21 protein-coding genes are annotated in these 20,996 nt (G+C 72.8%); 9 read left to right on the top strand and 12 right to left on the bottom strand.

Going from position 1 to position 20,996, the window contains the following annotated elements; translation table 11 throughout:
* Positions 1-2: 2 nt before the first annotated feature.
* The 9 genes from ACWCYO_RS28985 to ACWCYO_RS28945 form a co-directional block, all read right to left on the bottom strand.
* Positions 3-1,196 (bottom strand): glycosyltransferase family 2 protein, encoded by a 1,194-nt coding sequence (locus ACWCYO_RS28985; protein ID WP_270150407.1) that lies wholly within the window; start codon positions 1,194-1,196, stop codon positions 3-5.
* Positions 1,187-2,233: a glycosyltransferase gene (locus tag ACWCYO_RS28980; RefSeq protein WP_270150405.1), complete on the bottom strand. Its 1,047-nt coding sequence runs from the start codon at positions 2,231-2,233 to the stop codon at positions 1,187-1,189. The genes ACWCYO_RS28985 and ACWCYO_RS28980 overlap by 10 nt, the downstream gene beginning before the upstream one ends.
* Positions 2,224-2,754: a tyrosine-protein phosphatase gene (locus tag ACWCYO_RS28975; RefSeq protein ID WP_270150403.1), complete on the bottom strand. Its 531-nt coding sequence runs from the start codon at positions 2,752-2,754 to the stop codon at positions 2,224-2,226. The genes ACWCYO_RS28980 and ACWCYO_RS28975 overlap by 10 nt, the downstream gene beginning before the upstream one ends.
* Positions 2,747-3,235: an NUDIX hydrolase gene (locus ACWCYO_RS28970; RefSeq protein ID WP_449785842.1), complete on the bottom strand. Its 489-nt coding sequence runs from the start codon at positions 3,233-3,235 to the stop codon at positions 2,747-2,749. Before ACWCYO_RS28970 ends, ACWCYO_RS28975 begins: the two co-directional genes overlap by 8 nt.
* A complete protein-coding gene (locus ACWCYO_RS28965) occupies positions 3,232-3,855 on the bottom strand; it encodes a hypothetical protein (protein ID WP_270150400.1) in 624 nt (207 codons plus the stop codon). Before ACWCYO_RS28965 ends, ACWCYO_RS28970 begins: the two co-directional genes overlap by 4 nt.
* Entirely contained in the window at positions 3,852-4,544 is a 693-nt protein-coding gene (locus tag ACWCYO_RS28960) for a nucleoside/nucleotide kinase family protein (protein ID WP_270150399.1), read from the bottom strand. Before ACWCYO_RS28960 ends, ACWCYO_RS28965 begins: the two co-directional genes overlap by 4 nt.
* A gap of 105 nt (positions 4,545-4,649) precedes the next feature.
* Entirely contained in the window at positions 4,650-5,519 is an 870-nt protein-coding gene (locus tag ACWCYO_RS28955) for a hypothetical protein (RefSeq protein ID WP_449785841.1), read from the bottom strand.
* Entirely contained in the window at positions 5,516-6,760 is a 1,245-nt protein-coding gene (locus ACWCYO_RS28950) for a M16 family metallopeptidase (RefSeq protein ID WP_270150397.1), read from the bottom strand. The genes ACWCYO_RS28955 and ACWCYO_RS28950 overlap by 4 nt, the downstream gene beginning before the upstream one ends.
* A gap of 582 nt (positions 6,761-7,342) precedes the next feature.
* A complete protein-coding gene (locus ACWCYO_RS28945) occupies positions 7,343-8,698 on the bottom strand; it encodes a helix-turn-helix domain-containing protein (RefSeq protein WP_270150395.1) in 1,356 nt (451 codons plus the stop codon).
* A gap of 232 nt (positions 8,699-8,930) precedes the next feature.
* On the opposite strand from ACWCYO_RS28945, the gene ACWCYO_RS28940 reads away from it, so the two are divergent.
* The 8 genes from ACWCYO_RS28940 to ACWCYO_RS28905 all read left to right on the top strand — a co-directional run bounded on the left by ACWCYO_RS28940 (position 8,931) and on the right by ACWCYO_RS28905 (position 16,473).
* Entirely contained in the window at positions 8,931-9,125 is a 195-nt protein-coding gene (locus ACWCYO_RS28940) for a hypothetical protein (RefSeq protein WP_270150393.1), read from the top strand.
* Between the two features lie 96 nt (positions 9,126-9,221).
* Positions 9,222-10,181: an ABC transporter ATP-binding protein gene (locus ACWCYO_RS28935; protein WP_270150392.1), complete on the top strand. Its 960-nt coding sequence runs from the start codon at positions 9,222-9,224 to the stop codon at positions 10,179-10,181.
* A gap of 5 nt (positions 10,182-10,186) precedes the next feature.
* Positions 10,187-10,945: an ABC transporter permease gene (locus tag ACWCYO_RS28930; RefSeq protein WP_449785840.1), complete on the top strand. Its 759-nt coding sequence runs from the start codon at positions 10,187-10,189 to the stop codon at positions 10,943-10,945.
* A complete protein-coding gene (locus ACWCYO_RS28925; RefSeq protein ID WP_449785839.1) occupies positions 10,942-11,793 on the top strand; it encodes an ABC transporter permease in 852 nt (283 codons plus the stop codon). Before ACWCYO_RS28930 ends, ACWCYO_RS28925 begins: the two co-directional genes overlap by 4 nt.
* Before the next feature lie 66 nt (positions 11,794-11,859).
* Positions 11,860-12,735: a phytanoyl-CoA dioxygenase family protein gene (locus ACWCYO_RS28920; protein ID WP_270150387.1), complete on the top strand. Its 876-nt coding sequence runs from the start codon at positions 11,860-11,862 to the stop codon at positions 12,733-12,735.
* A gap of 87 nt (positions 12,736-12,822) precedes the next feature.
* Positions 12,823-13,170 (top strand): hypothetical protein, encoded by a 348-nt coding sequence (locus ACWCYO_RS28915; protein ID WP_449785838.1) that lies wholly within the window; start codon positions 12,823-12,825, stop codon positions 13,168-13,170.
* Positions 13,171-13,459: 289 nt separating this feature from the next.
* Positions 13,460-13,846, top strand: a complete 387-nt coding sequence (locus tag ACWCYO_RS28910) for a hypothetical protein (protein WP_270150386.1) — start codon at positions 13,460-13,462, stop codon at positions 13,844-13,846.
* Complete coding sequence (locus tag ACWCYO_RS28905; RefSeq protein ID WP_449785837.1) at positions 13,843-16,473, top strand: DUF6185 family protein; 2,631 nt, start codon at positions 13,843-13,845, stop codon at positions 16,471-16,473. Before ACWCYO_RS28910 ends, ACWCYO_RS28905 begins: the two co-directional genes overlap by 4 nt.
* A gap of 69 nt (positions 16,474-16,542) precedes the next feature.
* Here ACWCYO_RS28905 and ACWCYO_RS28900 read toward each other — a convergent pair whose 3' ends face one another.
* The 3 genes from ACWCYO_RS28900 to ACWCYO_RS28890 are packed head-to-tail and all read right to left on the bottom strand — an operon-like array spanning position 16,543 to position 18,701.
* A complete protein-coding gene (locus ACWCYO_RS28900) occupies positions 16,543-17,238 on the bottom strand; it encodes a transposase family protein (protein WP_449785836.1) in 696 nt (231 codons plus the stop codon).
* Positions 17,239-17,272: 34 nt separating this feature from the next.
* On the bottom strand, positions 17,273-18,082 hold the full coding sequence (locus ACWCYO_RS28895; protein WP_449785835.1) for an anti-sigma factor family protein: 810 nt from the start codon (positions 18,080-18,082) through the stop codon (positions 17,273-17,275).
* A 16-nt stretch (positions 18,083-18,098) separates the two neighbouring features.
* The gene (locus tag ACWCYO_RS28890) at positions 18,099-18,701 is read right to left on the bottom strand and encodes a sigma-70 family RNA polymerase sigma factor (protein ID WP_449785834.1); all 603 of its coding nucleotides are present in this window, start codon (positions 18,699-18,701) and stop codon (positions 18,099-18,101) included.
* A gap of 233 nt (positions 18,702-18,934) precedes the next feature.
* Here ACWCYO_RS28890 and ACWCYO_RS28885 point away from each other — a divergent pair, with 233 nt between their 5' ends.
* Positions 18,935-20,218, top strand: a complete 1,284-nt coding sequence (locus ACWCYO_RS28885; RefSeq protein ID WP_449785833.1) for a vanadium-dependent haloperoxidase — start codon at positions 18,935-18,937, stop codon at positions 20,216-20,218.
* Positions 20,219-20,996: the final 778 nt, after the last annotated feature.

Genomic DNA, 20,996 nt, shown 5'->3' with positions numbered 1-20,996 from the left:
CGTCACAGGCCGGCCACGTGCTCGGCCCGCAGGGCGGGGGTGACCGGGCGAGCGACGGCGTCGCCGGGGCGGGCCGTGGTCGTCCCGGCGCGTGCGGCGCGGTCGGTTGATGACGGCGCCTGGGCGGGCGCGGTGGTCGGCGGGGCGGCGGCCGGGGTGCGCGGGGCGGGGGCGGTGCCGCGGTCCGTGCCGAGCGTGGCGTAGCGCGCCAGGAAGCCGAGCGCGATGGTGAGGTCGCGGACCGGTTTGACCAGCAGGAAGGTGAGCCGGTGGGCGAACAGCGCGCCGTGCAGCGCCCGGTGGTGGGCCGCGCTGCTCAACACCACGGGCAGCGCGGCCGCGGTCGCGAGCCACGGGTTCAGCACGGCGCCGGCGGCCAGCGCCGCCAGGACCGCGAACCAGGCGACCAGGGTCCGCCACGGCCGCCAGCGGCAGTGGGCCCAGAACTCGGCGCCGTGGCGGCGGGCGCACTGCGCCATGCCCCGTCCGGACTGGAGCGACTTGCGGAACAGCGCGCGGAAGCCCAGCTGGTCGTGGTGGTCGACGGCGAGGTCCGCGCGGAACTGCACCAGCCAGCCGCGCCGGGTGGCGCGCAGCTGGAAGTCCACGTCCTCGAAGGCGCTCCTGGCGAACATCTCCTCGGTCAGGCCGAGTTCGCGTGCCGCGGCGACGTTGACGATGGTGTTCCCGCCGGCGCACAGGGCCCGCGGACTGGTGGTGGCCGCCTGCGGGGCGGCCGCGGCGAGCGCCAGCTTGCGCGAGTCCCGGGTCTCCATCGCGCGGATCAGCGAGCCCACTCCGGGACCCAGGACGGGGTAGCGCGGCCCGTACACCAGGGCGGTCCGCTCGGCCTCGGCGCAGGCCGCTAGCGCGGCCTGGGTCCAGCCGGGCAGCGGCACGCAGTCGTCGTCCAGGAAGGCGATGAAGCCGCGCGCACGGTGCTGGTCGACCAGGAACTGCCTGGCCTCCCCGATCCGCATGGCGCGCGGGGTGCAGACCGCCTGGACGCCCCACGCCGCCTGGAGGTCGGCGACCGCCCGGGTCGCGGCGGGCGAGGGCGCGCCGGTGTGGAACAGCACGATCCGCGCCGGGTCCTCGCCGTCGGCGCACAGGGCCCGCAGGACCGGCTCCAGCGTGTCGGGCAGGGTGTGGGTGACGACCGCGACGAGCAGGTCAGGTCCGGAAGTCAGCGGCATGACGCAATCCTCAGCAGGAGACGATCGATGACCTTCGCGACGGTGTGCCGCGCGGCGGCCCGCGCTGTCGCGGCGCTGAGCCTGGCCAGTCGGCCCTCGTCGAGCAGCAGCGAGCAGACGTCGGCCACGAAGCGGTCCCGGACCTCGCCCGAGGTGATGTCGCCCTCCACCAGGACACCGGTGGCGTCCGGGACGACCCGCTCGCGCAGCGCCGCCACGGCGGACAGCACGGGCACCGTGCCCAGTGCGCAGGATTCCAGCGCACTGATGCAGCACATCTCCTCGTAGCCGGTCGGGTAGAGCATCAGCTCCGACTCGCGGACCGCCCTCGCGTAGCTCAGCCGGTCGACGGCGCCGAGGTGGCGCACGCCCTCGGGCGGCGAGGCGAGCCGCGGCACCTCGCCGGCGGTGAGCGCGCGGGCCTCCTCGGCGGGGTAGCCCCACAGCTCGTAGCCGCCGAGGACGACCAGCTCGGCCTGCGGGACCCGTTCGCGGATCCGGGGCCACAGCGCCAGCAGGTGGGCAAGCCCGCGGTAGGGCGCGGCCATGTGCACGCACTGGTAGCGGCGGCGGGCCACCGTGCCGGGATCGGGCAGGGCGTGGCCGAGATTGTCCACGTGGAAGCCGTGGCGCGGGCGCAGGGCCGGGGAGTAGCGCTCCCAGGCCGCCAGGGAGCCGACCAGGGCGAGGTCGCAGCGGCCGGAGGCGGCCAGTTCCGCGAGGCCGGGGGTGACCCGGTCACCGGTGAACAGCACGCCCAGCGGGCCGGGCGGGAGGTCGGACAGCGGGGCGGCGTCCCGGAAGGCGACGACGACGTCCGCCCCGGCCGGGCCGGGGTAACCCGCCAGCGCCTGCCAGCCGGGCTCGGTCGGGCCGGGCGGCGCTTCGGCGCCCAGGTACACCCGCACGTCGACGCCGCGCTGCAGCAGCTCGCGCCGCCACAGCACCAGGGTGGCCTCGTTGCCGCCCAGCCCGCGCCCGTCGAGGTCGCCCGGGTCGAACCACGGACTGCGCGGGGCGATCACGTCTATCCGCATGACGCCGCTCCCTGCCGGACGTCCCCGGCGGAGGCCTCGAGTGCCTGCCGGGAGGCGTAGGAGAGGAAGACGTCGAGGGCGTCCAGCGCCGGCAGCCGCACCCGGCGGGTGCGGTAGGCGGCGACCGCCTGGTCGACGGTCAGGCCCTGGCGGACCAGGAGCGCCAGGGCGACCACGCCGGTGCGGTCCAGGCCCAGGGTGCAGTGCAGGATCAGCTGGCGGCCGGGGGCCAGGTCGCGGATCTCCTCCACCAGCTCCCCGAGCAGGCCGGCCGGGTCGGCGGACTCCCAGTAGGTGAACGGGCGGTGGTGGACCCGGACGATCTTGCGGGTCGAACGGTCGTACACCTTGGGCACGGTGCGGGACAAGCAGACGACTTCGGTCGGCCGGTCCGGCAGGTCCCAGGCGTCGGCCCGGACACCGGCGGCGAAGATGCCGGGCAGCACGCGCCAGGCCCGGTCGGCGTCGCCGGAGGTGTCCGCCGGCCAGACGGGCGCGGTGCGGCCGGTCTGGTCAGTCAACGTACTCGGCCTTCGCGTCCGTGCCGGCGAGTTCGACGCCCAGGGAGGCGGCCGCCACCACGGCCGCCGTCTCGGCCTGCGCGGTGCCGTGCTCGCCCCACTGCAGCAGGCCGGGCGCGCGGTCCAACGAGGTCATCAGACGGCGATAGGTCCGGCCGGTGGACTCGTCGGGCGCCCGCTCCAGGAACTCTTCCAGCAGGCCTGCGAGCCGGACCTGGGCATAGGGTTCCTCACCCGGATCCTCGACCCGCACGTACCCGAGGTAGGCGGTGCGGCCGATGGCGACCTGGCTCTCCTCCAGCGACTCGCGCGCCAGGATGGTGTGGTAGTCCTCCTCGCCCGGTTCGGGCTTGCCGCCCGGCAGGTTGAAGCGGCCGAGGTCGTCCTGCAGCAGGACGCGGCCCTCTCCGTCGAAGAGGTAGCCGTAGACCTGCCGGACCGGAAGGCCCTGCGGCACCGGTGCCGCGTACCAGCGCATCATCGTGTTCCCACCCTTTCGTGTGCCTGGACCAGTGCGGCGATGCGGTCGGCGACCGTCTCCGCGCTCAGGCTCGCCGTATCGATGAAGATGTAGCCCGACTGCCGGGCCAGCTGCGTGAGTTCGCTCTCCAGCTCCCTCTCGAACCGGTCCGCGGCGGCGGCGAAGCGTCGCTCGTCGCGCTCGTTGGGGGTCCCGAAGCGCCGGTAGCGGCGGCGTCGTTCGTCCAGCGGGCAGTCGAGCCAGACCCAGAGGTCGACGTGGCCGGCCACCCGGGTGCCGAGCCGGTCGGCGACGGCGGCCAGCAACCGGCGTCCGCTCGCTCGGTCGTAGGCCAGCACCCGGTGGATGTAGCTCTGCTGGACGATGACCTCGCCCGGGCCGGCCCGGCGGGCCAGGTGGACGTCGGCCAGGTAGGCGGCGTGGTACACCGCGCTGCGCAGCAGGGACGGCAACCTGCGGGCCTCGTAGACGCGCTCGACCGTCTTCTCCACCCAGCCGCCGGACAGGCAGCTGGTGGACTCCACCACCCGGGTGCCGGACGCCTCCAGGCGCTGCCTTACCAGCTCGCAGACGGTGCTCTTGCCGGCGAAGTCCAGGCCCTCCACGACGATGGTCGTCATGACCGCACCGCCGATCGGCGCGGCGTGCGGCGCGGCGCGGGGAGCCGGCCGGGACCGGGGTCGCCCGTGGCCGGCCGGGCGCACTCGCGGGCCCAGCGCACCACGTCCGCCACGATGCGGTCGGTGCCCGCCTGCGAGGTGTCGATGAACCAGACGTCGCGATGGCGCCGGCCGGCGGTGCGCAGCGCCCGGGTGAAGGCCTCCTGGAACTCCTCCCCGGAGACCGAGCGGTGGTCGATCACGTTCGCCTCCTTGCGGCGTTCCAGTCGGCCGCGCCGGATCTCCAGCGGGGCGTGCAGATAGAGGGCCAGGTCGAAACCGGTGAACAGGTGCGGGAACCGCAGGGCCAGCCGGGCCGCGGCCCAGGGCCCGTTGGCGATGCCGTAGGCCAAGGAACGGTCCACGTAGGACTCCTGGATCAGGATGCCGCTGCGCTCCCAGGCCGCTGCGCCGCGCAGCGGGCGGTCGAGCGCACAGGCCACCAGGTAGGCGGCGTTCAGCAGCGCACTGGTGGGGTGCTGCGGGGCACTGATCCCACGCCGTTCCAGCAGGGCGGCCACCGGGTTGCGCGGTGCCAGCACTCCGCGGTGGTGGACGACGGCGGCGCCTTCGGCCCGCAGGGCCTCGGCCAGTTGCTTGGCCAGCGTCGTCTTTCCGGTGAGGTCGAGGCCGTCGATGAGGATCCGCATGAGGTGACTCTCCTGATCGGGTTCCTGCGGGAACGGCTGGAACCGGCGGGCACGGTGGCGGCCGGGGGCGGGTCGGGCGGGGCGACTGCGGTCGGGCGGGCGCGGTCAGGCGCTCGGGAGCGCGCGCCACCAGTAGCTGTGGTGGTCGCGCCAGCCCTCGTGGCGCAGGCCTGCCAGGACGGCGGCGGCGTGTCCGCCGTCGGCGGGCGCCGGGTGCGGGTGGACCACGTGGCCCAGCAGCGGCAGTCGCACCGCGGCCGCGTGATGGCGGGCGGCGGCGACCAGCGCCGCGCGGGCCGCGCGGGCCTGCGGTCCCGGTACGACCAGGACGTCCACCAGTTCCAGGTGTCCGGCCCCGGTCAGCTCGTCCTCGAAGGGCACCAGCGTCACGTGCCCCAGCAGTGGTTCGCCGGTCGTCATGGCTTGGTCGGACTCGACCGCCACGAAGCTCACCCGGTCGGGGTCGTCGGTGACCGCGCCGGCCTGTTCGAGCGCGACCGCGGAGTCGGGCACCGCACCGAGGTCGCGGGCGCCGCCCTCGATCGCCTCGGCCAGCCAGCGGCGGACCTGGCCGGTGTCCGCGGCCACCGCACGGCGGACCGTGTAGCCGGCGGTGTCGCGGATGCCACCCGGGTCGGTGTCGGCCCGGGTGGCTTCGCCGGTGTCGCAGGGCAGTCGCAGGTAGGTCTGGCGCGGCAGCCACGGCGCCGGCAGCACGCCGGGGGCGGCGACCCGCACCACCAGCGCCCGGGCGGCGGGGTGCTCCGCGCACAGCTGCCGGGTGAGTTCGCCGAGCGCGGGAGCGGTCAGCAGCGCGGGATCGGCGTACTCGACCAGGCAGCTGACCTCGCCGGTCACCGGATCGGTACTGAGGCCGGCCACGTAGCGACCGGCCGGGTGCTCGGCGAGCAGACCGGCGTCCTGCGCCAGCTCCAGGTAGGCCTTGCTCGGCGCACCGTCGACGGTGTCGCTCATGTCGCCTCCGGCCTGACCACCCAGATGAGCCGGGCGCCCAGCTCGGCGGCGGCCCGGCGGACCGCGCCGGCGTCCACCGCGTCCAGTTCCGCGACGGCTTGGTCCAGGCTCCACGGGCGGGTGCCCCACAGAGTGCCCGTCGCCAGCCTGGGGCTGAAGTGCTGGGGCTGCTCGCTGTCCAGGACGAGCTCCATGACGGCCTGGCGGCGGGCGGCGGCGAGGTCGTCCGGCGCCGGGCCGTCGGTGCCGAGCAGGTCGAGCAGCTCCCGGACGACGTCCAGCGCCCGGGCCGCGTTGCCCGACTCGAGCCCGAGCAGCACCCGCCACGCCCCGGTGTCGGTATAACCGCGCGACCAGGCGTAGAAGTTGTAGACCAGTCCCTCGTCGTCGCGCAGCCGCTGGAAGAGCAGCGACGAGGCGCTCGACCCCAGCAGCTGGGCCAGGACGGTGTAGGCCGGCCCCGCGGGATCGCCCAGCGCCGGTGCCCTGCCGCCGATGCAGATCCAGCAGAACGCGTCCTGCGGGACGCGCAGCGGCCCGGTGTCACCGGTCAGCCGCTCCAAGGGCAGCGCCGCCGCGACGGAGGGCTGCCCGTGGTCCGGGTCGGCGGGCGCGAGGGCGAAGGCGGAAGCGTCGGCGGCTTTGCGAAAGGCGTCGCCGTCCAGCCCGCCGATGCCGAGCAGGGCGGACCTGCGGCGCGCGAACAGCTCGTCGTGGACCGCCAGCAGGTCGGCCGCGGTGGTCCGTTCGATGTCGTGGACGGTGCCGCCGACCGGCCGTCCCAGTGGATGCGACGCGAACAGGCGCGCCAGGAAGGCGTCCTGGACCACGTCGCTGGGATCGGCCGCGGCGGCGGACAACTCCTGGAAGACCACCCGGCGTTCCGCGTCGAGGAGGGCGTCGTCGAAGGCGGGGCGGATCAGGGCCTCGCCCATGAGCGCCAGGACGGCCGGCGCGTCCTCGTTGAGGACCTGCGCCTGGAACACCATGGAGTCGAGCCCCGTCTGGGCGTTCACCAAGCCGCCGAGGTGCTCGACGCGCCGGGTGAGCGAAGGGCCGCCGGCCACCGGTGCGGTCATCAGCAGGTGCTCCAGGAGGTGGGCCGCGCCACTGAGTCCGGCCGGGTCGTCCCTGGAGCCGAAGTCCACCGAGAAGGTCAGGGTGGTGATCCGGTCCTGCGGCCTGACCGCGGCGATGGCAGTGGTCGTCGGCGAGAGCCGGTGCACCTCGTGCTGGGTCATGTTGGTTCTCCTGCTTCGACTCTCGGCCGCGGCGTGGGCGGCCCGGGAGGGGCCGGGAAGCCCGAGGGCTTCCCGGCCGTCCGGCTCAGCGACCGGTCTTGATCTTGTCCAGGCGCGGGCGGAGGCCGACCTTGTGGTTGCGGGACATGCGGAACACCTCCTCTCGGGTCTCGGGCCCGTCGGCCGCCGGCGGACCGGCGGCCGGAACGTGCGGGGCTGACGCGGGTGACGCGCACAGGGAGGCGCCACCCGTGGACCTCCCCCTGGGCCGAGGCGCCGCGGAGGAGGGGCAACGGGGATCGGCGGGACGCGGTGGCCACTCGCCACTCGCGCAGGGCCGCCGGGCGGAGTGCTTTCCGCCGGGGCGATCTACGCCGCCGCCTTCATGACTGAAGTCTGCTCGGGTCAGTCATGCTTGTCAATAAGATATAGTCATAGCCGTCATAGGTCTGCGGCGCGGCCTCCCGGAGCACGCGGCCGTGCGGGCGAACGCCGCCGCCCGGGCCCCTGGACAGGGGACCCGGGCGGGGTGGCGGGGCGGCGGAGCGCCGCAGGCGGTCAGGCGGTCAGGCGGTCAGGCGGTCAGGCAGAGCGGGACGCCCCCAGGCCGTTGCCCTGAACGCCGAAGAAGCTCCGGTGGCCGAGCAGCTGCATGCCCTGGCGGTAGGCCCAGAGCGCGCGCTCGGTGTCCCCGGACGAGGCCAGCACCTCGGCGAGCTCCGCCCACGCGAAGGTGGCCTGACGGCTCGCGTCGGACGCCTCCAGGTGCAGCGCGGCCCGCTCGTAGACCTCCCGGGCCTCGTCCGTCCGGCCGGTCTGCAGCAGCGCCGCCGCCAGCACCACCAGCAGCCGCGCGGTCTGCAGCCGGTGGCCGGGGCCGAGTTGGTCGAGCCCGCGGCGGGCGTGCTCGACCGCCGATTCGGATTCCCCCAGCAGCAGCGCCGCCCGGGCCAGACCCGACTCGCAGTACGCGCGGTCCACCGCGCTGCCGCCGATCGAGTCCAGCGACAAGAGGACCTCCTCCAGCGTGGACTTGGCCAGCCGGGGCCGGACCTGGTCCCCCTGGAGCAGCACCGAGGCGTGTGCGATCCGCAGCCGGGCGACGCTCCGGTCGTTGTCCCCCTCGGCGTATATGGCCAGGGCGCGCTCGACCAGCATGCGGGCGTCGGCGACGCGCCCGGTGCGGTGCGCGACCAGCCCGGCGTTCCAGTAGGCCGCACCGAGCGCCTGCCGGTCCTCCACCGTGCGGGCGGTCTCCACCGCACTGGCGGCCAGGTTGCCGGCGCTGTACAGGTCGCCGCGCTCGCTGTAGAGCCCCACCAGGGTGGAGATCACCTCGATGCTCTCCCGGGACGGCGCCAGGTCGAGGTCGCGCAGCTCGGAGAGGGCGGACTCGGCCAGCTCGACCCCGCGCGTCAGGTCGCCCAGCTCCCGGTAGCAGCGGCAGAGCGCCACCACCACCAGCAGCGGGGCGACGACCGCGGCGGTCGGCTTGGCCCGGTGGAGGCGTTCGTAGTCGGCCGCGGCCTCCTCCAGCCGGCCCAGGTTCTCCAGCGCACGGGCCCGGCCCCACAGGGCCCGCGCCGCGAGCGACTCGTCCGCGCGCGCCTGGGCCTGCTCGTGGAGGACCGCGAAGGCGTCGTACGCCGCCTGGGCCTGCCCGGAGCGCAGCGAGAGCTCCGCGTACCGCAGTTCGAGCTCGACGTCGTCGTCCGACTCGGGCGTCTCGATCAGTTCGAACAGCACCTCCGGATCGCAGTCCAGCCGGGACGCCAGGGCCCGGAGGATCTCCTTCGACGGGCTCCGCTTGCCGGACTCGATCAGCGAGACGTAGCTGGCCGACAGTCCCTCGCCCGCGAGGTCTCCCTGGGAGAGCCCCTGGCGCTTGCGGAGGTCGCGGACGCGCCTGCCGAGTGCCTGCAGATCGGCCACTGCCATCACCCCTGTCCCTGTTCGGTTGCCGCCCCGCTCCCGCCTCCGGGACCCGGCCGAAGTCCGAGCGGGCCGTCGGGCGCCGATTGCTCGACTGCGACTAGCGATGACATCCCACTGCCTTTCATGACAAGGTCCCTTGACAGGCATGACTGGCCCCGACGACCATGCTAGCTGCTCCACTCCGCCGTGCGCTGGGGAGCAGATCGAAGAGAGACTCCCACGAAAGGCGCCACCCATGCGATCCGCCCTGACTTCCAAGCTGCTAGGGGTCGGCTTCGGCGTTCTCGCCCTCTCCGCCAGCGCCCTGCCGTTCGCGGCGTCGGCGACCAAGGCGCCGGCCGGACCCGAGAGCCACCAGGCGGCCCCGCTCGCACCGCCGGCGGACAAGCCCCCGGCCAACAAGCTGACGGACTTCCCCGCCTGCTGCTGAGCCGCCGGTCACGTCCGCAGGAAGCAGGAAGGTCCTCATGCCCGTCAGCACCACCCACCCGTCATCCCCCGCCGCCGCGGCGCCCGGGGGTGCGCGATGACCGCGGTGCAAGTCCGAGCACTGCGCCGGACGTTCTCCACCGGCAAGGCGGGCGCCGCCGAGCGGGTGGCCCTCGACGGCATCGACCTGGACATCGAAGCCGGGACGGTGCACGGCCTGCTCGGCCCCAACGGTGCCGGCAAGACCACGCTCTGCAAGGTCCTCTCGACGGTGCTGCTGCCCACCTCCGGGCAGGCCCTGGTCCTGGGCCGGGACCCGGCGGCCGACCCGCGCGGCGTGCGCCCGCTCGTCGGCATCGTCCTGGGCGGCGACCGCGGTCTCTACGGACGCCTGACCGCGCGTCAGAACATCCGCTACTGGGCCGCGCTGTACGGCATCCGGCGGGCCGAAGCGGCCGTGCGCACGGCCGAGCTGCTCGACCGCTTCGGCCTGGCCGACCATGCCGACGAGCCGGTCGAACGCTTCTCCCGGGGCATGAAGCAGCGCCTGCACCTGGCCCGGGGCCTGATCCACCGCCCCCCGGTCGTCCTGCTGGACGAGCCGACCACCGGGATGGACCCGGTCTCCGCCCGCGCCTTCCGCGACGTGGTCGCCGACCTGCGCACCGAGGGGCACACCGTACTGCTCACCACGCACGACATGGCCGAGGCCGAGGCGCTGTGCGACCGGGTCACGCTGATCGACCGCGGGACCGTCCTGGCCACCGCTCACCCCAGGGAACTCGGCGAGTGGTTCGGCGGGTACGAGCGGGTCGAGGCCCGCGACGTCCCCGAGGCCGTCCGCCCGGAGCTGCTGGCCCTCGACGGCGTCGCCGCCCTGGAGGACCTGGGAGACGGACGGATCCGGATCCAGGTCCGCGGCGCCGACCGCTCGGCCGCCGTCCTGAGCGTCCTGCTCGACGCGGGGGTGCGTGAACTGTCCACCTCCCCGCCCGGGTTGGAGGAGGTCTACCTCCAGGTCATCGGCGACCGGGGCTTTCGGGTGGGAGCGCGGTGAGGGGCGTGGCGGCCGGGTTCCGCCTCCAGTTGACGCTGCTGCGACGCTCACCCGGCGAACTGCAGGTGCTGTTCACCGTTCCGCTCTACACCCTCGTCTTCCTGTCCGTCTCGGTCCACACCGGCCACCGGGACCTGGCCTCCTACGCCGTCCTGGCGCCGGTGCTGATCGCGCTCTGGAACATGGCACTGTTCACCGCCGGCGACCTCATCGGCCAGGACCGGGCGGACGGCCTGCTGGAGACCGTGGTGGCCACGCCCACCGCACTGATCTCGCCCGTCACCGGACGGATCGGCGCCGTGGTGGCGGTCAGCCTGCTCTCCTTCGGCGAGGCATGGATCGTCGCCGAGGCCGCCTTCGGCATCCACCTGGTCCCGCGGCACCCGGTGCTGCTCGTGGCCTGCCTGCTGCTCAGCGCCTTCGCCATGGTCGGCACTGCGGCGACAATGGCCTGCGCCTTCGTGCTGACCCGCTCCGCGCGGATCTTCCAGAACTCGCTCAGCTTCCCGGTCTACCTGCTCGGCGGCGTCCTGGTCCCGGTCAGCATGCTGCCCGGACCGGTGCAACCGCTCAGCCGGCTGGTCTTCCTCTCCTGGTCCAGCGGGCTGCTGCGGGACTGCTTCGCCCCGGCGGCAGTGGCCGCGCCGACGGCCCGGCTGGCGGCCATCGCCGTGCTGGGCCTGGCGGGCTACCTCGCCGCGGGCCTGCTGATGCGGCGGATCCTGCGCCGGGTCCACGCCCTCGGCACCCTGGACCTGGCATGAGTACGCATCCGATCACCGCCCCGACGCTCCCGGAGCACGCCCCGCGGGCACCGCGGACCTCCGCGTGGCGCACCGTGCACGCCGGCGCGATGATCGCCGCAGCGGACTTCCGGGCCATGTACACCTGGACCACCTGGACCTTCGGCTGGCTGGCCCGGATGCTCTCCCAGGCCGTCTTCTTCGCCCTGGTCGGCAAGGTGTTCAGCAGCCCCGGGGGCGAGCGCTACCTGTTCGTCGGGAACGCGCTGATGGCCTGCGCCATCGAGGCGATGCTGGTGATCACCTCCAGCGCCTGGGAGCGGCGCAGCGCGACCCTGCCGCTGCTCGTCGCCTCACCCGCCGAGCTGGCCTGGGTGTTCGTCGGCCGCAGCCTGCAGTGGATTCCCAGCGGCATCGCCACCAGCACCACGACCCTACTCGTGCTGGGGCCGTTCTTCGGGGTGCACTGGACGGTGCCCGGCGCGGCGGCCATGGTCTGCCTGGTGGCGCTCACCGCGGTCGGCACCTACTGCTTCGGCCTGTTCCTGTCCGCGCTCGCCCTGTCGGCCACCACCTGGCGCAACACCATCTCCAACGTCGCCTACCTCGGCATGATGGCCATCTGCGGCGTGGAGGTGCCGGTCTCCGTCTGGCCGACCGCCGTCCGCTGGGTGGCGTGGAGCCTGCCGCTCACCCACGACCTGCTGGCACTGCGCGGCGTCCTGGACGGCGCGCCCGTAGGCACCGTCCTGCTCCGGGTGCTGCTGGGCACGGCGACCGCGCTCGCCTGGCTCGCGCTGGCCCTGCCGGCCTTCGGCCGGGTCGCCGCGAGCGGGCGCCGCAGCGGAACCCTGGAGTCCACAGGCTGACCGCCGCCGCCCGGCCCCCGACACCCCCTGTTCCGAGCCACCCGCCGACCCGAGGGACACCCGCGCATGCCGCTCTCCGACGCCCATCTACAGCACTACCGCGACCACGGCTGGGTCGTGGTCCCGCACTTCTTCTCCGCGCAGGAGCTCGCCCCCGCGCTCACCGCGCTGCCCGAAGTCGTCCCCACGGCCGAGGAGTTCGCCGAGCACCCGGACTGCGAGCGCTGCGCCGCACTGGTCAGCGGACCGTTCGAGGGACTGCTCAACTACCCGCTGGCGCAGCAGCCGTTGAACGCACTGGCCGTCGACGAGAAACTCCTGTCCGCAGTGGGCACGGTCCTCCGTACCCCGGACGTGCGGATCTACCAGGCGTGCCTGTGGGCCAAGTACGGCGGCCCGCACACCTACGACCAGCGCCTGCACCTGGACTACCGCAACCAGAGCCTGCTGGTGCCGTCCGAGGACCCGGCCTTCCACCAGGTCAACGCCTTCGTCTACCTCAACGACGTGGACGACGACAGTGCCACCCGGGTGGTGAGCCGTCAGCACACCAGCGGGCTCGCCTACGACGAGGCCGACCTCGACCGCGCCCGGCACCCGGAGCTGTACGCGCTGGAGCAGAGCGCGGTCGGCCCGGCCGGCTCGCTGCTCCTCTTCGAGGCCCGCACCTACCACCGGGCCGTCGACATCACCCGCCCGGGCGCGGCGCGCTTCGTGCTCAACACAGCCTTCCGCACGGCGCAGGCGGAATGGGTCGGCTACCACGCCTGGCCGTTCCGGGGGAAGCGGCCCGAGTGGGTCGCGTGGGTGGCACGGTCCTCCCCCGCCCAGCTGCGGGCACTCGGCTTCCCACCGCCGCACCACCCGTACTGGACGCCCGACACCCTGCGCGCCGTCGGCCTGCGCTACCCGGGCATCGACCTGAGCGCCTGGGAAGCCTGACCGGAAGGCCAACCGTCCGGGGGCGGCCGCGGTGGACGGGGCGGGGGCTTCCTCGGCTTGCTCGACCTCGTCGGCCGAGGTGAACCAGTGGGTCTCGAAGTACTCCGCGAGGGAGTAGGGGTGCTGCGGGTCGGTCAGCATCCGATAGATGAGCTCTGTCGAGGAGTCGTCAAAGCGCTCCCAAGGCTCCCACTTGTCGCTACGAGCGAAGACCGGCCGCTGTTCCGGGTCCTCTACCGCTGCGTCGCCCCCGTCGGCTGGACCGCCTTCCAGGCCCCCGACCTGGACAATCTGCACTTCGCGGACCTCGGCACCCGCGTCCTCGCCGCCGCCGGCGTCACCACCGCCGCATCGGTACCGCCGACTTGCCGCCTCGTCCCGGTCCGGCAGGCCGTCGACCTCGCCGACCGGTTCCTCCGCCGCACTCGCGCCTGAACCCGCCGCTCCGCGAGCCACTCCTGCGTGGGAAGTTGGCCGGGAAGGGGATCGGGCGCTCGCTGCCGCTGGCCTGGTGCTCGCGCCTTCCACCCTGCTCGAAATGCGGCTCGCCGGACGCTTCCCACCTGTGCGGTGGCTTGCCACGGCAACCGACCGGCACCCGCATTCGGCCGCCTGGGGTAGGGGCCGCCGGGTTGCCGGCCATCCCTCCGGGGTGTCGGCTTGCAGCCGTTCGGCACCGAACCTACTCTTCCGAAAGCCACTCAGATGACTCGAGGAACAATTCATGAGAGATCCGGAGACCGCTCCCGGGCAACCGCTTCCGACGTTCGAGGAAGCCAAGGGGCTGGGTCCACAGGACAGCCAGTTCGTGCGCGATCTCGTGGAAGTGCTGGAAAGGCACGGGAATCTCGACCGTTTCGGCCTGTGTCTGCTGCACGAGCACTTTCCGGTCGCGGGCGACGAGGTCCTGGTCGAGACCCATGACCTCGCGGCACGCACGCTCCAGATCCGGGTCGACAAGGCGGACGCGACCGGTCACACCAAGCCCTCGCAGTGGCGGTTCGTGAAGACCGGACGCGGCAGCGGTGAGGTCGAGAGCCACGCCTACCAGGTGATCCTGCAGTGCAGTCCGATCAGCGGGTGCCCGGGAAGCAGGAGCACAGTGCGTTGAAGAACGAGGACGGCGGCGAGGTGAACACGAACACCTCGCCGCCGTCGCACGGTCGCAACGCAAGAGTCCGCAGGGCCGCGCTGTACCGGTGGGGACTGTGCGCCGTGCCGTTGTTGGTTCTCCTGACCCTCTGGGGCGGACAGCCCGCCCGAGCGGACTCCCCGTCCGCGAGCGGCTGTCATGCGGAGCAGTTGACCGCGGCCCATGTGAACGTCGAACTCAGACTCGCCAACCACGCCCACAACACGGTCGAGGGCCGGGGAGTCATGACCGTCCGCGTACCCAGGTCCTGGGAGTCCGCCGAGGGCCTGCTGCTGCAGAAGAGTTCTGTTGCCTACCGCGATGCGATGCGCTGTCTCCTGCGCGACGAGCAGGAGTCGGGACGGCCCCCGCAACAGTACCTGCGCGGACGCGAGTGGCGTTCGTCCAATCCGGCGGTGAGCGCCGAGCCTGACTGGGTCGAGGTCGAGTACCCGACGATCTTCTGGTTCGACCAAGCCGGCATGTTCCGCGTCGGGCCGTGGGAAGTCGATGTGCACCCCGGCCAGTGGAAGCTGTCCCTCGTTCCGCCGACGGCTCTGGCAGGGGCCCATTGGGACTCGGTCGCGGTCGATCTGGGCGGCCTGGAGGCATCCAGCGTGGTGCCCGAACCCTCGACCGCCGGCAACGGGAGCATGCGGTGGGGCGACCCTGACCGGCCTCAGGAGTCGAGCTCCTTGCTGACGGTTCGGGTGGCTCCCCCGTGGCAACGCGCATGGGCGGCGGTGAGCGGCAAAAGTGCGTTTCTCGTCAGCAACAGGATCGGGATGGCCGCCTGGTGGGTGGTCATGTCCGTTATCGCCGCGGTGGCCGCTCTACGAGCCCGTCGCCGGCCGGCCCACATCGAGGCCACCGGGCTCGAGATCTGCAGCAGCACGGTCCTGCTGCAGTGGGGTCTGGTCAGCGCCGTCATCAGCCTGACGTTCCTGCCACCGCAGTACGCGCTCCTCGGTCAGGACCGTTTCAGGATCCTGATCGGGGTTCTGGTCGGCTGGGCGTTGACGGCCGCCGCCCGTCCGAAGAGGTCGGTGCTGCTGGCCGCCTCGCTGGTGGCGGCGGCCGGCGGCCTGGTAGCCGGCTGGCCGTCCCTGTTCGGCCTTCCCCAGACGCTCTCCTCCCCCGGGACCGGCTCCGTCCACGGCTTCGCCCCCCTGGTGGCCATGGCTGCGGCACTCCTGTGGCTGTGGCTGACCGGCCTGGCGCTGTGGATCTGGCGGCTCGCGTGTGAGGGAGGACTGATCCGGACACCGGCTTCACCCTGGCGGCTGCGCCGCGTCGGGTCGGTCCTGGCCGTGGTCACCATCCTTCTGCTGGGGTGGGAGTGGTGGACCCAGGACCGCGGGTGGGAGCGGGCCAGCTGGCTGAGCGACCGCACCGTGCGGGAGTACGGCTGGCTGCACCGCTCCTTCCTGAGCGAGCATCTGGTGTCCTACACCGTCCAGGTTCCCGTATGGTGCGTCGCCGGGACCTGGGTGCTGACCGGCATCGCCATCGTGGCCCTGCTACGGGCCAGGGACCTGGCGTTCCCCGTGCCGTGCGCGGATCCCACCAGGTTGGACTGCCTCCTGCTCGCCGTGTTCTTCGCCGTCGTGGTCGCCTACCGCCAGGGCTCGTACGCAGGCAGCCAGGCCGCGGCTGTCCTCTGGCTCGTCCTGGACATCGCCGGGTTCTACGCCCTGCTGGCGGTCGGGAAGCGGTGGGCGGTCCTGGCCCAACACTTCGAGGGAAGCGGGGACACTCCGAGGCTGAGCGAAGCGATCACGGAGGCGGGCCGTTCCGACCTTATCGTGCGTGCACGCCGCTACCGGGAGCTGACCGACGAGCTCCGTGACATGGAGCCGGGGAAGAGCGAGGGAGCCGCGAGCCGACATGCGGCGGAGAAGGAACGGCACGCGGTGGAACGGGAGCTGAGCGGACTGCACCGCTGGCGGTCGCCGACCGGAACCGCCAACACGACAAGGCCCTGGCTGCCCGGCCGGTTCACGGTCATGGACGTCGCCCTGAGCTGGGGCCCGCATGCCAGGTGGTGGGAGAACGCCCGCAGGGCCGCCCTGCTGGCGGCCGCCTTCGGCCTTCCCGGCACTCTCGTCATCCTCTGGTTCTCCTACCAGGGCGAGCAAACTCAATGGATGCACACCGCGCAGGACTCCTTCGGGGCCCCCGAGATGATCCGGCAGTTCTTGGTCGTGGAGCTCACCGCGGCAGGCGCGGGCCTGGTGCTGGGAGCGCTCTGGCGCCTGCTGCCCGGCCGCCGCGGTCCGACACGCGCCCTGAGCCTGACCGCCGTCTACACCCTGCTGATCGTCCTCGGGCTCCTGGGCGACCTCCTCACCGACCAGCCACTCGGCAACTGGGCCATCGCCATCTGCCAAATGCTCCTGGTGCTGACCCTCACCAGCCTCGCCATGGACGCGGACACCTTCCGCGCCGAGCGGCGTCTGTGGCCCAGCCGCTTCGGACTGCTGCTCTCGATCTACCAGCTCCGCGGCTTCTCCGCGCAGATCGCCTACGTACTGGCCCAGTTGGCCGTGCTGATCGCGATCGCGAAGTTCTTCATCGGCCCTGATATCCGGACCATGACGTTTTAAGTCCAGGCGCTGCTGCCACTCCTAGGCTCGCTCCGGCGATGCACGGGCCGCAGTCGACCATCGGCGCGTTCATTCCCGCGACGGTCGCCGGGCCGATCCACAGGACGCGGGTCCGATGCCGGCCGCAGTACAGCCGGCAGACCCCCTCGACCCACCTTGCCGAGCGGTCCGCTCACCCTGCTGACACCTGCGGGCGGGTCGGTGAGCCGGGCCTCGGCGGCGATGCTGATCCAGTGGTCGTCCCGGCCGGGAAGGCAACGCCCAGCAGGGTCGGTCGTGCATCCGGCCCGGCCGAACGACGCCGCTGAACAGCGTGCGGCCCCGGGCATCGCTGAAGGTGGTGGTCTTGATGGTGTTCTGCTTCCGCTTGCCGGACACGAACGCCCTTCGGCCGGGGTGTCCGGCGCGCGGGCGGCGGACCTGCACCTCGGTGCCGTCGAGCCGTAGGTCCACGTTCTCGGCGTCGGCGTAGGCGACCAGGTCCTCCAGCGTGCGCAGTCGCAGCCCGGGGCGGTCGGGGACGGCGAAGCCTCGCGCGGCCAGTGGTCGCCGCACTTCGCGGGTCGCTCCGGAGACGGTGGAGCGGTCCACGCCGTACAGCTGGGCCAGGGCCGCGTGTGGCAGGTGCAGGTGCAGGTGCAGGTGCAGGTGCACCAGCGTGACCGGCAGACGGTCGGTGAATACCAGAGCCCCGTGCCGGCCGCCTTCTACGAGGTGGAGAGCGCTCCCTGTTTCACCGACCGGGCCTCCCTGGCCGTCGAGCACCAAGGGCTCACGGGGTGCCGACCGCGCCAGGGCGTCACGCCGGGACGGTGAGCAGCCGCTGGCCGTCGCCGGCGTCGATTTCGAAGTGACTGATCATTCCCGGGGACATGGGTACGGTCCCGGAGACCTTGGCGCCACCGGGGTAGTCGCCGGCCTGCCAGGTGGCGGCGGTCGCCGTGGCGCCCGTGATCCCGACCGCTTGCAGGCTGCAGGTGATCCCGGCGGGCGCTCCCTTCGCCGTGACGCGCAGGGTGCTGCCCCAGGCGGCGGGCGAGACCTCGACCGAGGCGGACACGCCGGTGGTGGGGTCGGTTCCGGAGAACGTGCGGACCGGAGCAGGTGACGTCGGTGCGGGCTGCGCCACCTGGCTGCCCGTGGACGCGACGGTGGCCAGCCACGTACCGCCCGATGCCGCCGCGGCGACGAGCGTCGCGGCGGCCGCGGCCCCGACCAGTTGCCTCCGCACGGCGGTACGACGTCGGGACGCGGCCTGCTGGAGCAGCCGGTCGAGCCGGCTCCGCCCGGTTCGCTGCGGTCCGAGCGGCACGGCAGTGGCCGCAGGCTCCGGCTCCGGCTGCGCCCGCTCGCTCGCGGCGGCCCGCTGTACCAGCCGGTCGGCCAGTTCCTCGCTGGGCGCGGGCGGTACCTCTCCCACGGCCTCGGCCTCGCTGACCGTCGCGAGCAGTGCCGGCAGTCCCGCCAGCTCGGCATGCTCGGCCTGGCACTCGGCGCAGTCTGCGAGGTGGGCGCGGACCTGCTCCGTCTCCGCCGGGGACAGCCTTCCCAGCACGTATCCGCCCAGGGACAACCGGACGGCGTCGTGGTCGCCGTTCAAGGTCCGCACCTCCTCCACGTCGCTGTCACGGCTCGATACCCCGTTCCCGCAGCGCCAGCCGCAGTGCTTTCAAGGCGTAGTACGTGCGCGACTTCACGGTGCCCACCGGAATGCCGAGCACCTGCGCGGCCTCGACCATCGTCCGGCCTCTGTAGTACGTCTCCAGCAGCACGGCCCGGTGTTCCGGGGAGAGGGTCCGGATGGCCTCGGCCACCGCCCAGCTCCGGAGCGTTCGCTCGAGCTCGTCTTCTCCGGGTGTCTGTTCCGCGAGCCGTTCCAGCGCCTGCCCGTCGACCTCGGTCGGTCTGGCCCGGCGGGCCCGGTGAGCGTCGATGACCAGGCGCCTGGCGACCGTGCACAGCCACGCCCGGGCCGGTCCGCGCTCGGGGTCGAACGCCGCCGGGTGCTGCCAGGCCCGCAGCAGTGTCTCCTGCACGACATCCTCGGCCCATTGCCAGTCTCCTGAGGTCAGTCGTAGGACGAAGTGAAGCAGCGGCCCGGCATGCTCCGCGTACAGCGTGCGGAGTAGTTCCTCGTCCGCCCGGGAGATGGTCCCCGTACCAGAGACACGGGTCCCGGAGCGATCCGGCTCACTCGATGGACCGCGTCTCCGAAGACTCCACGGCATAAGTCGATCATCGCATATGCCAGTAATCGGTGAAATCTCGCAAAAGGTGCTTATGCACCGAACCGCACGGTCCCGGCACCCGTGGAACCTGACGAGCACCGATCCCCGGGATCCCCTCCTTCCCCCGTCCCGCAAGGAGTCCCCGGAACGGAACACCAACCGCATGACCGACTCACGCCCGCTTGCGGCCGCCTGTTGCCACGGCCCGCCACCAGCAAGAAGGAGCCACCGAAATGAGTGGGAAGCAGAAGACACTCGCCGTCCTGACCGGGACCGTGCTGGCGGCCGGACTCACCAGCCCGGCCTTCGGGGCCACCGCCCCCGCCGCTCCGTCACCGACCACGAGCACCGCCGCTGCCGGGTCCGGGGCGTCGGTCGTGGAGTGGAACCGAGAGCTCATCGGAATCCTGAGCGATCCCAAAGCCCAGCCGCCCACCGTCCACCCCACGCGCAGCTTCGCCATGCTCCAGGCCGCCGAGTACGACGCCGTGGCATCGATCACCCGGACCGATCCCGCCTACCTGTTCTCGGTGCCGGCACCTCAGGGTGCCCGTGCGGACGCCGCGGCGGACCAGGCAGCGCACGATGTGCTGGTCGCCCTGTACCCCACCAAGCGGGCAGGCGTGGACCGGCAGCTGAGCAGCCAGTTGTCCGCGATCGCCGACGGCGCCCGTAAACAGGCGGGCATCGGCGTGGGAGCAGCGGTCGCGCGCCGGCTGATCAGTCTGCGGTCCGCTGACGGATCCTCGGCCAAGCCGCCGCGGTTCGCTCCTGGCAGCCTGCCCGGCGACTACCGGCCCACGCCGCCCGCCTTCCCCGCGCCGGTCTTCACCAACTGGGGCTCGGTCACACCGTTCGTGCTGACGAGCGGGAGCCAGTTCCGCCCGGCGGCGCCGCCGGCCGTGGGCACCGCCGCGTACGCCGCCGCCCTGAACGAGGTCAAGGGCCTGGGGAGCAAGACCAGCACCACCCGCACCGCCGATCAGACCGCGGCCGCGAAGTTCTGGGCGGCGGCACCCGTCTGGAACGTCTGGAACCAGGTCGCGCAGGGCCTCGTCACCTCCCAGAACGCGAGCCTGGAGCAGGCGGTGAAGGTCTTCGCCCGGCTCGACCTGTCCCTCGCCGACACCGCGATCGCGATGTACGACGCCAAGTACGCCTTCCACGTCTGGCGGCCCGTCACCGCCATCCGGCTCGGCGACACGCACGACAACCCGGGCATCGTCGGCGATCCCCACTGGACTCCCCTCCTGCCGACCGCCCCGGACCCGTCCTACCCCGGCGCCCACGGCGCTCTCAGCCAGGCCGCGGCAACGGCACTCGCCGGGTTCTACGGCGCACATCACCAGTTCACGGTGACCTCGAAGGGTGTCACCCGAACCTTCGCCGGCTTCCAGGACGCCGCCACCGAAGCGTGGCTCAGCCGGATCTGGTCCGGCCAGCACACCTCCATCGACAACAGTGCCGGGCAGCAACTCGGCACACAGGTAGCCGAGTTCGTGGCGCACCGTCTCTGACGGCCACCCGAGCGGCGCCAGGGCTCCGGGACCAGGAGCCGGCTGCACCCGACGCGTCGGGTGCAGCCGGCCAACGCGGCGCTCACGGTGGAGAAGCTGGGCGACTACTGCAAGCCGGCCGGGCCTACCGCCGGGCTGGCGGGAAGTCAGGTGTGTGGAGCTGGTGTAAGACCGATGGGCGGCACACCGTCCCTCCGCCGGCAACCCCGGGTCGGCAACCGGCCGTGAAGCAGAAAGCCCGACCCGCGAGGGTTGGAATCCTCCGGCTCCAGCCGGAGGAGGACGTCAAGCCACCAGCGTCGACCCTGCCCCCAGGGCAGGGTCAAGACGCATTTCGCCGGCCTCGCCGTAGTGCCGGCCGCCTCGCGTCAGCCGTCGGGGCGGATGCCGTACTGCTTGCCGAGGAAGGCGAAGTGAGTGCCGGCTCCGTCCAGGGTCCGTCCCGGCCGGCCACAGGCACACGCGGGCCGCAACAACACGGTCGCTCACCTGCGGAGTCTTCGATCCGTCAGCGGTTCGTGGTGACAGCTGTCATACGGATCCGGGCACAGGAGTCACTGACGGGGAGTCGGCTCCGCACGGCAGGCTGGGCGCACGCGAACAGTCGCCGAGCACCCGGCAGAGGAGCAGACACGATCATGAAGGTCATGGTGGCCGGAGCCGGAATCGGCGGCCTCTGCCTGGCCCACGGGCTGCTCCGAGCCGGAGTGGACGTGCGGGTCTACGAGCGGGAGAGGTCGGCGCACAGCCGCTACCAGGGCTTCAGGGTCGGTCTGAA

The sequence above is a fragment of the Kitasatospora sp. NPDC001683 genome (assembly GCF_053596495.1).
Note: the sequence above shows the minus strand (reverse complement) of the source record. Positions and strands in the feature narration are given on the sequence as shown.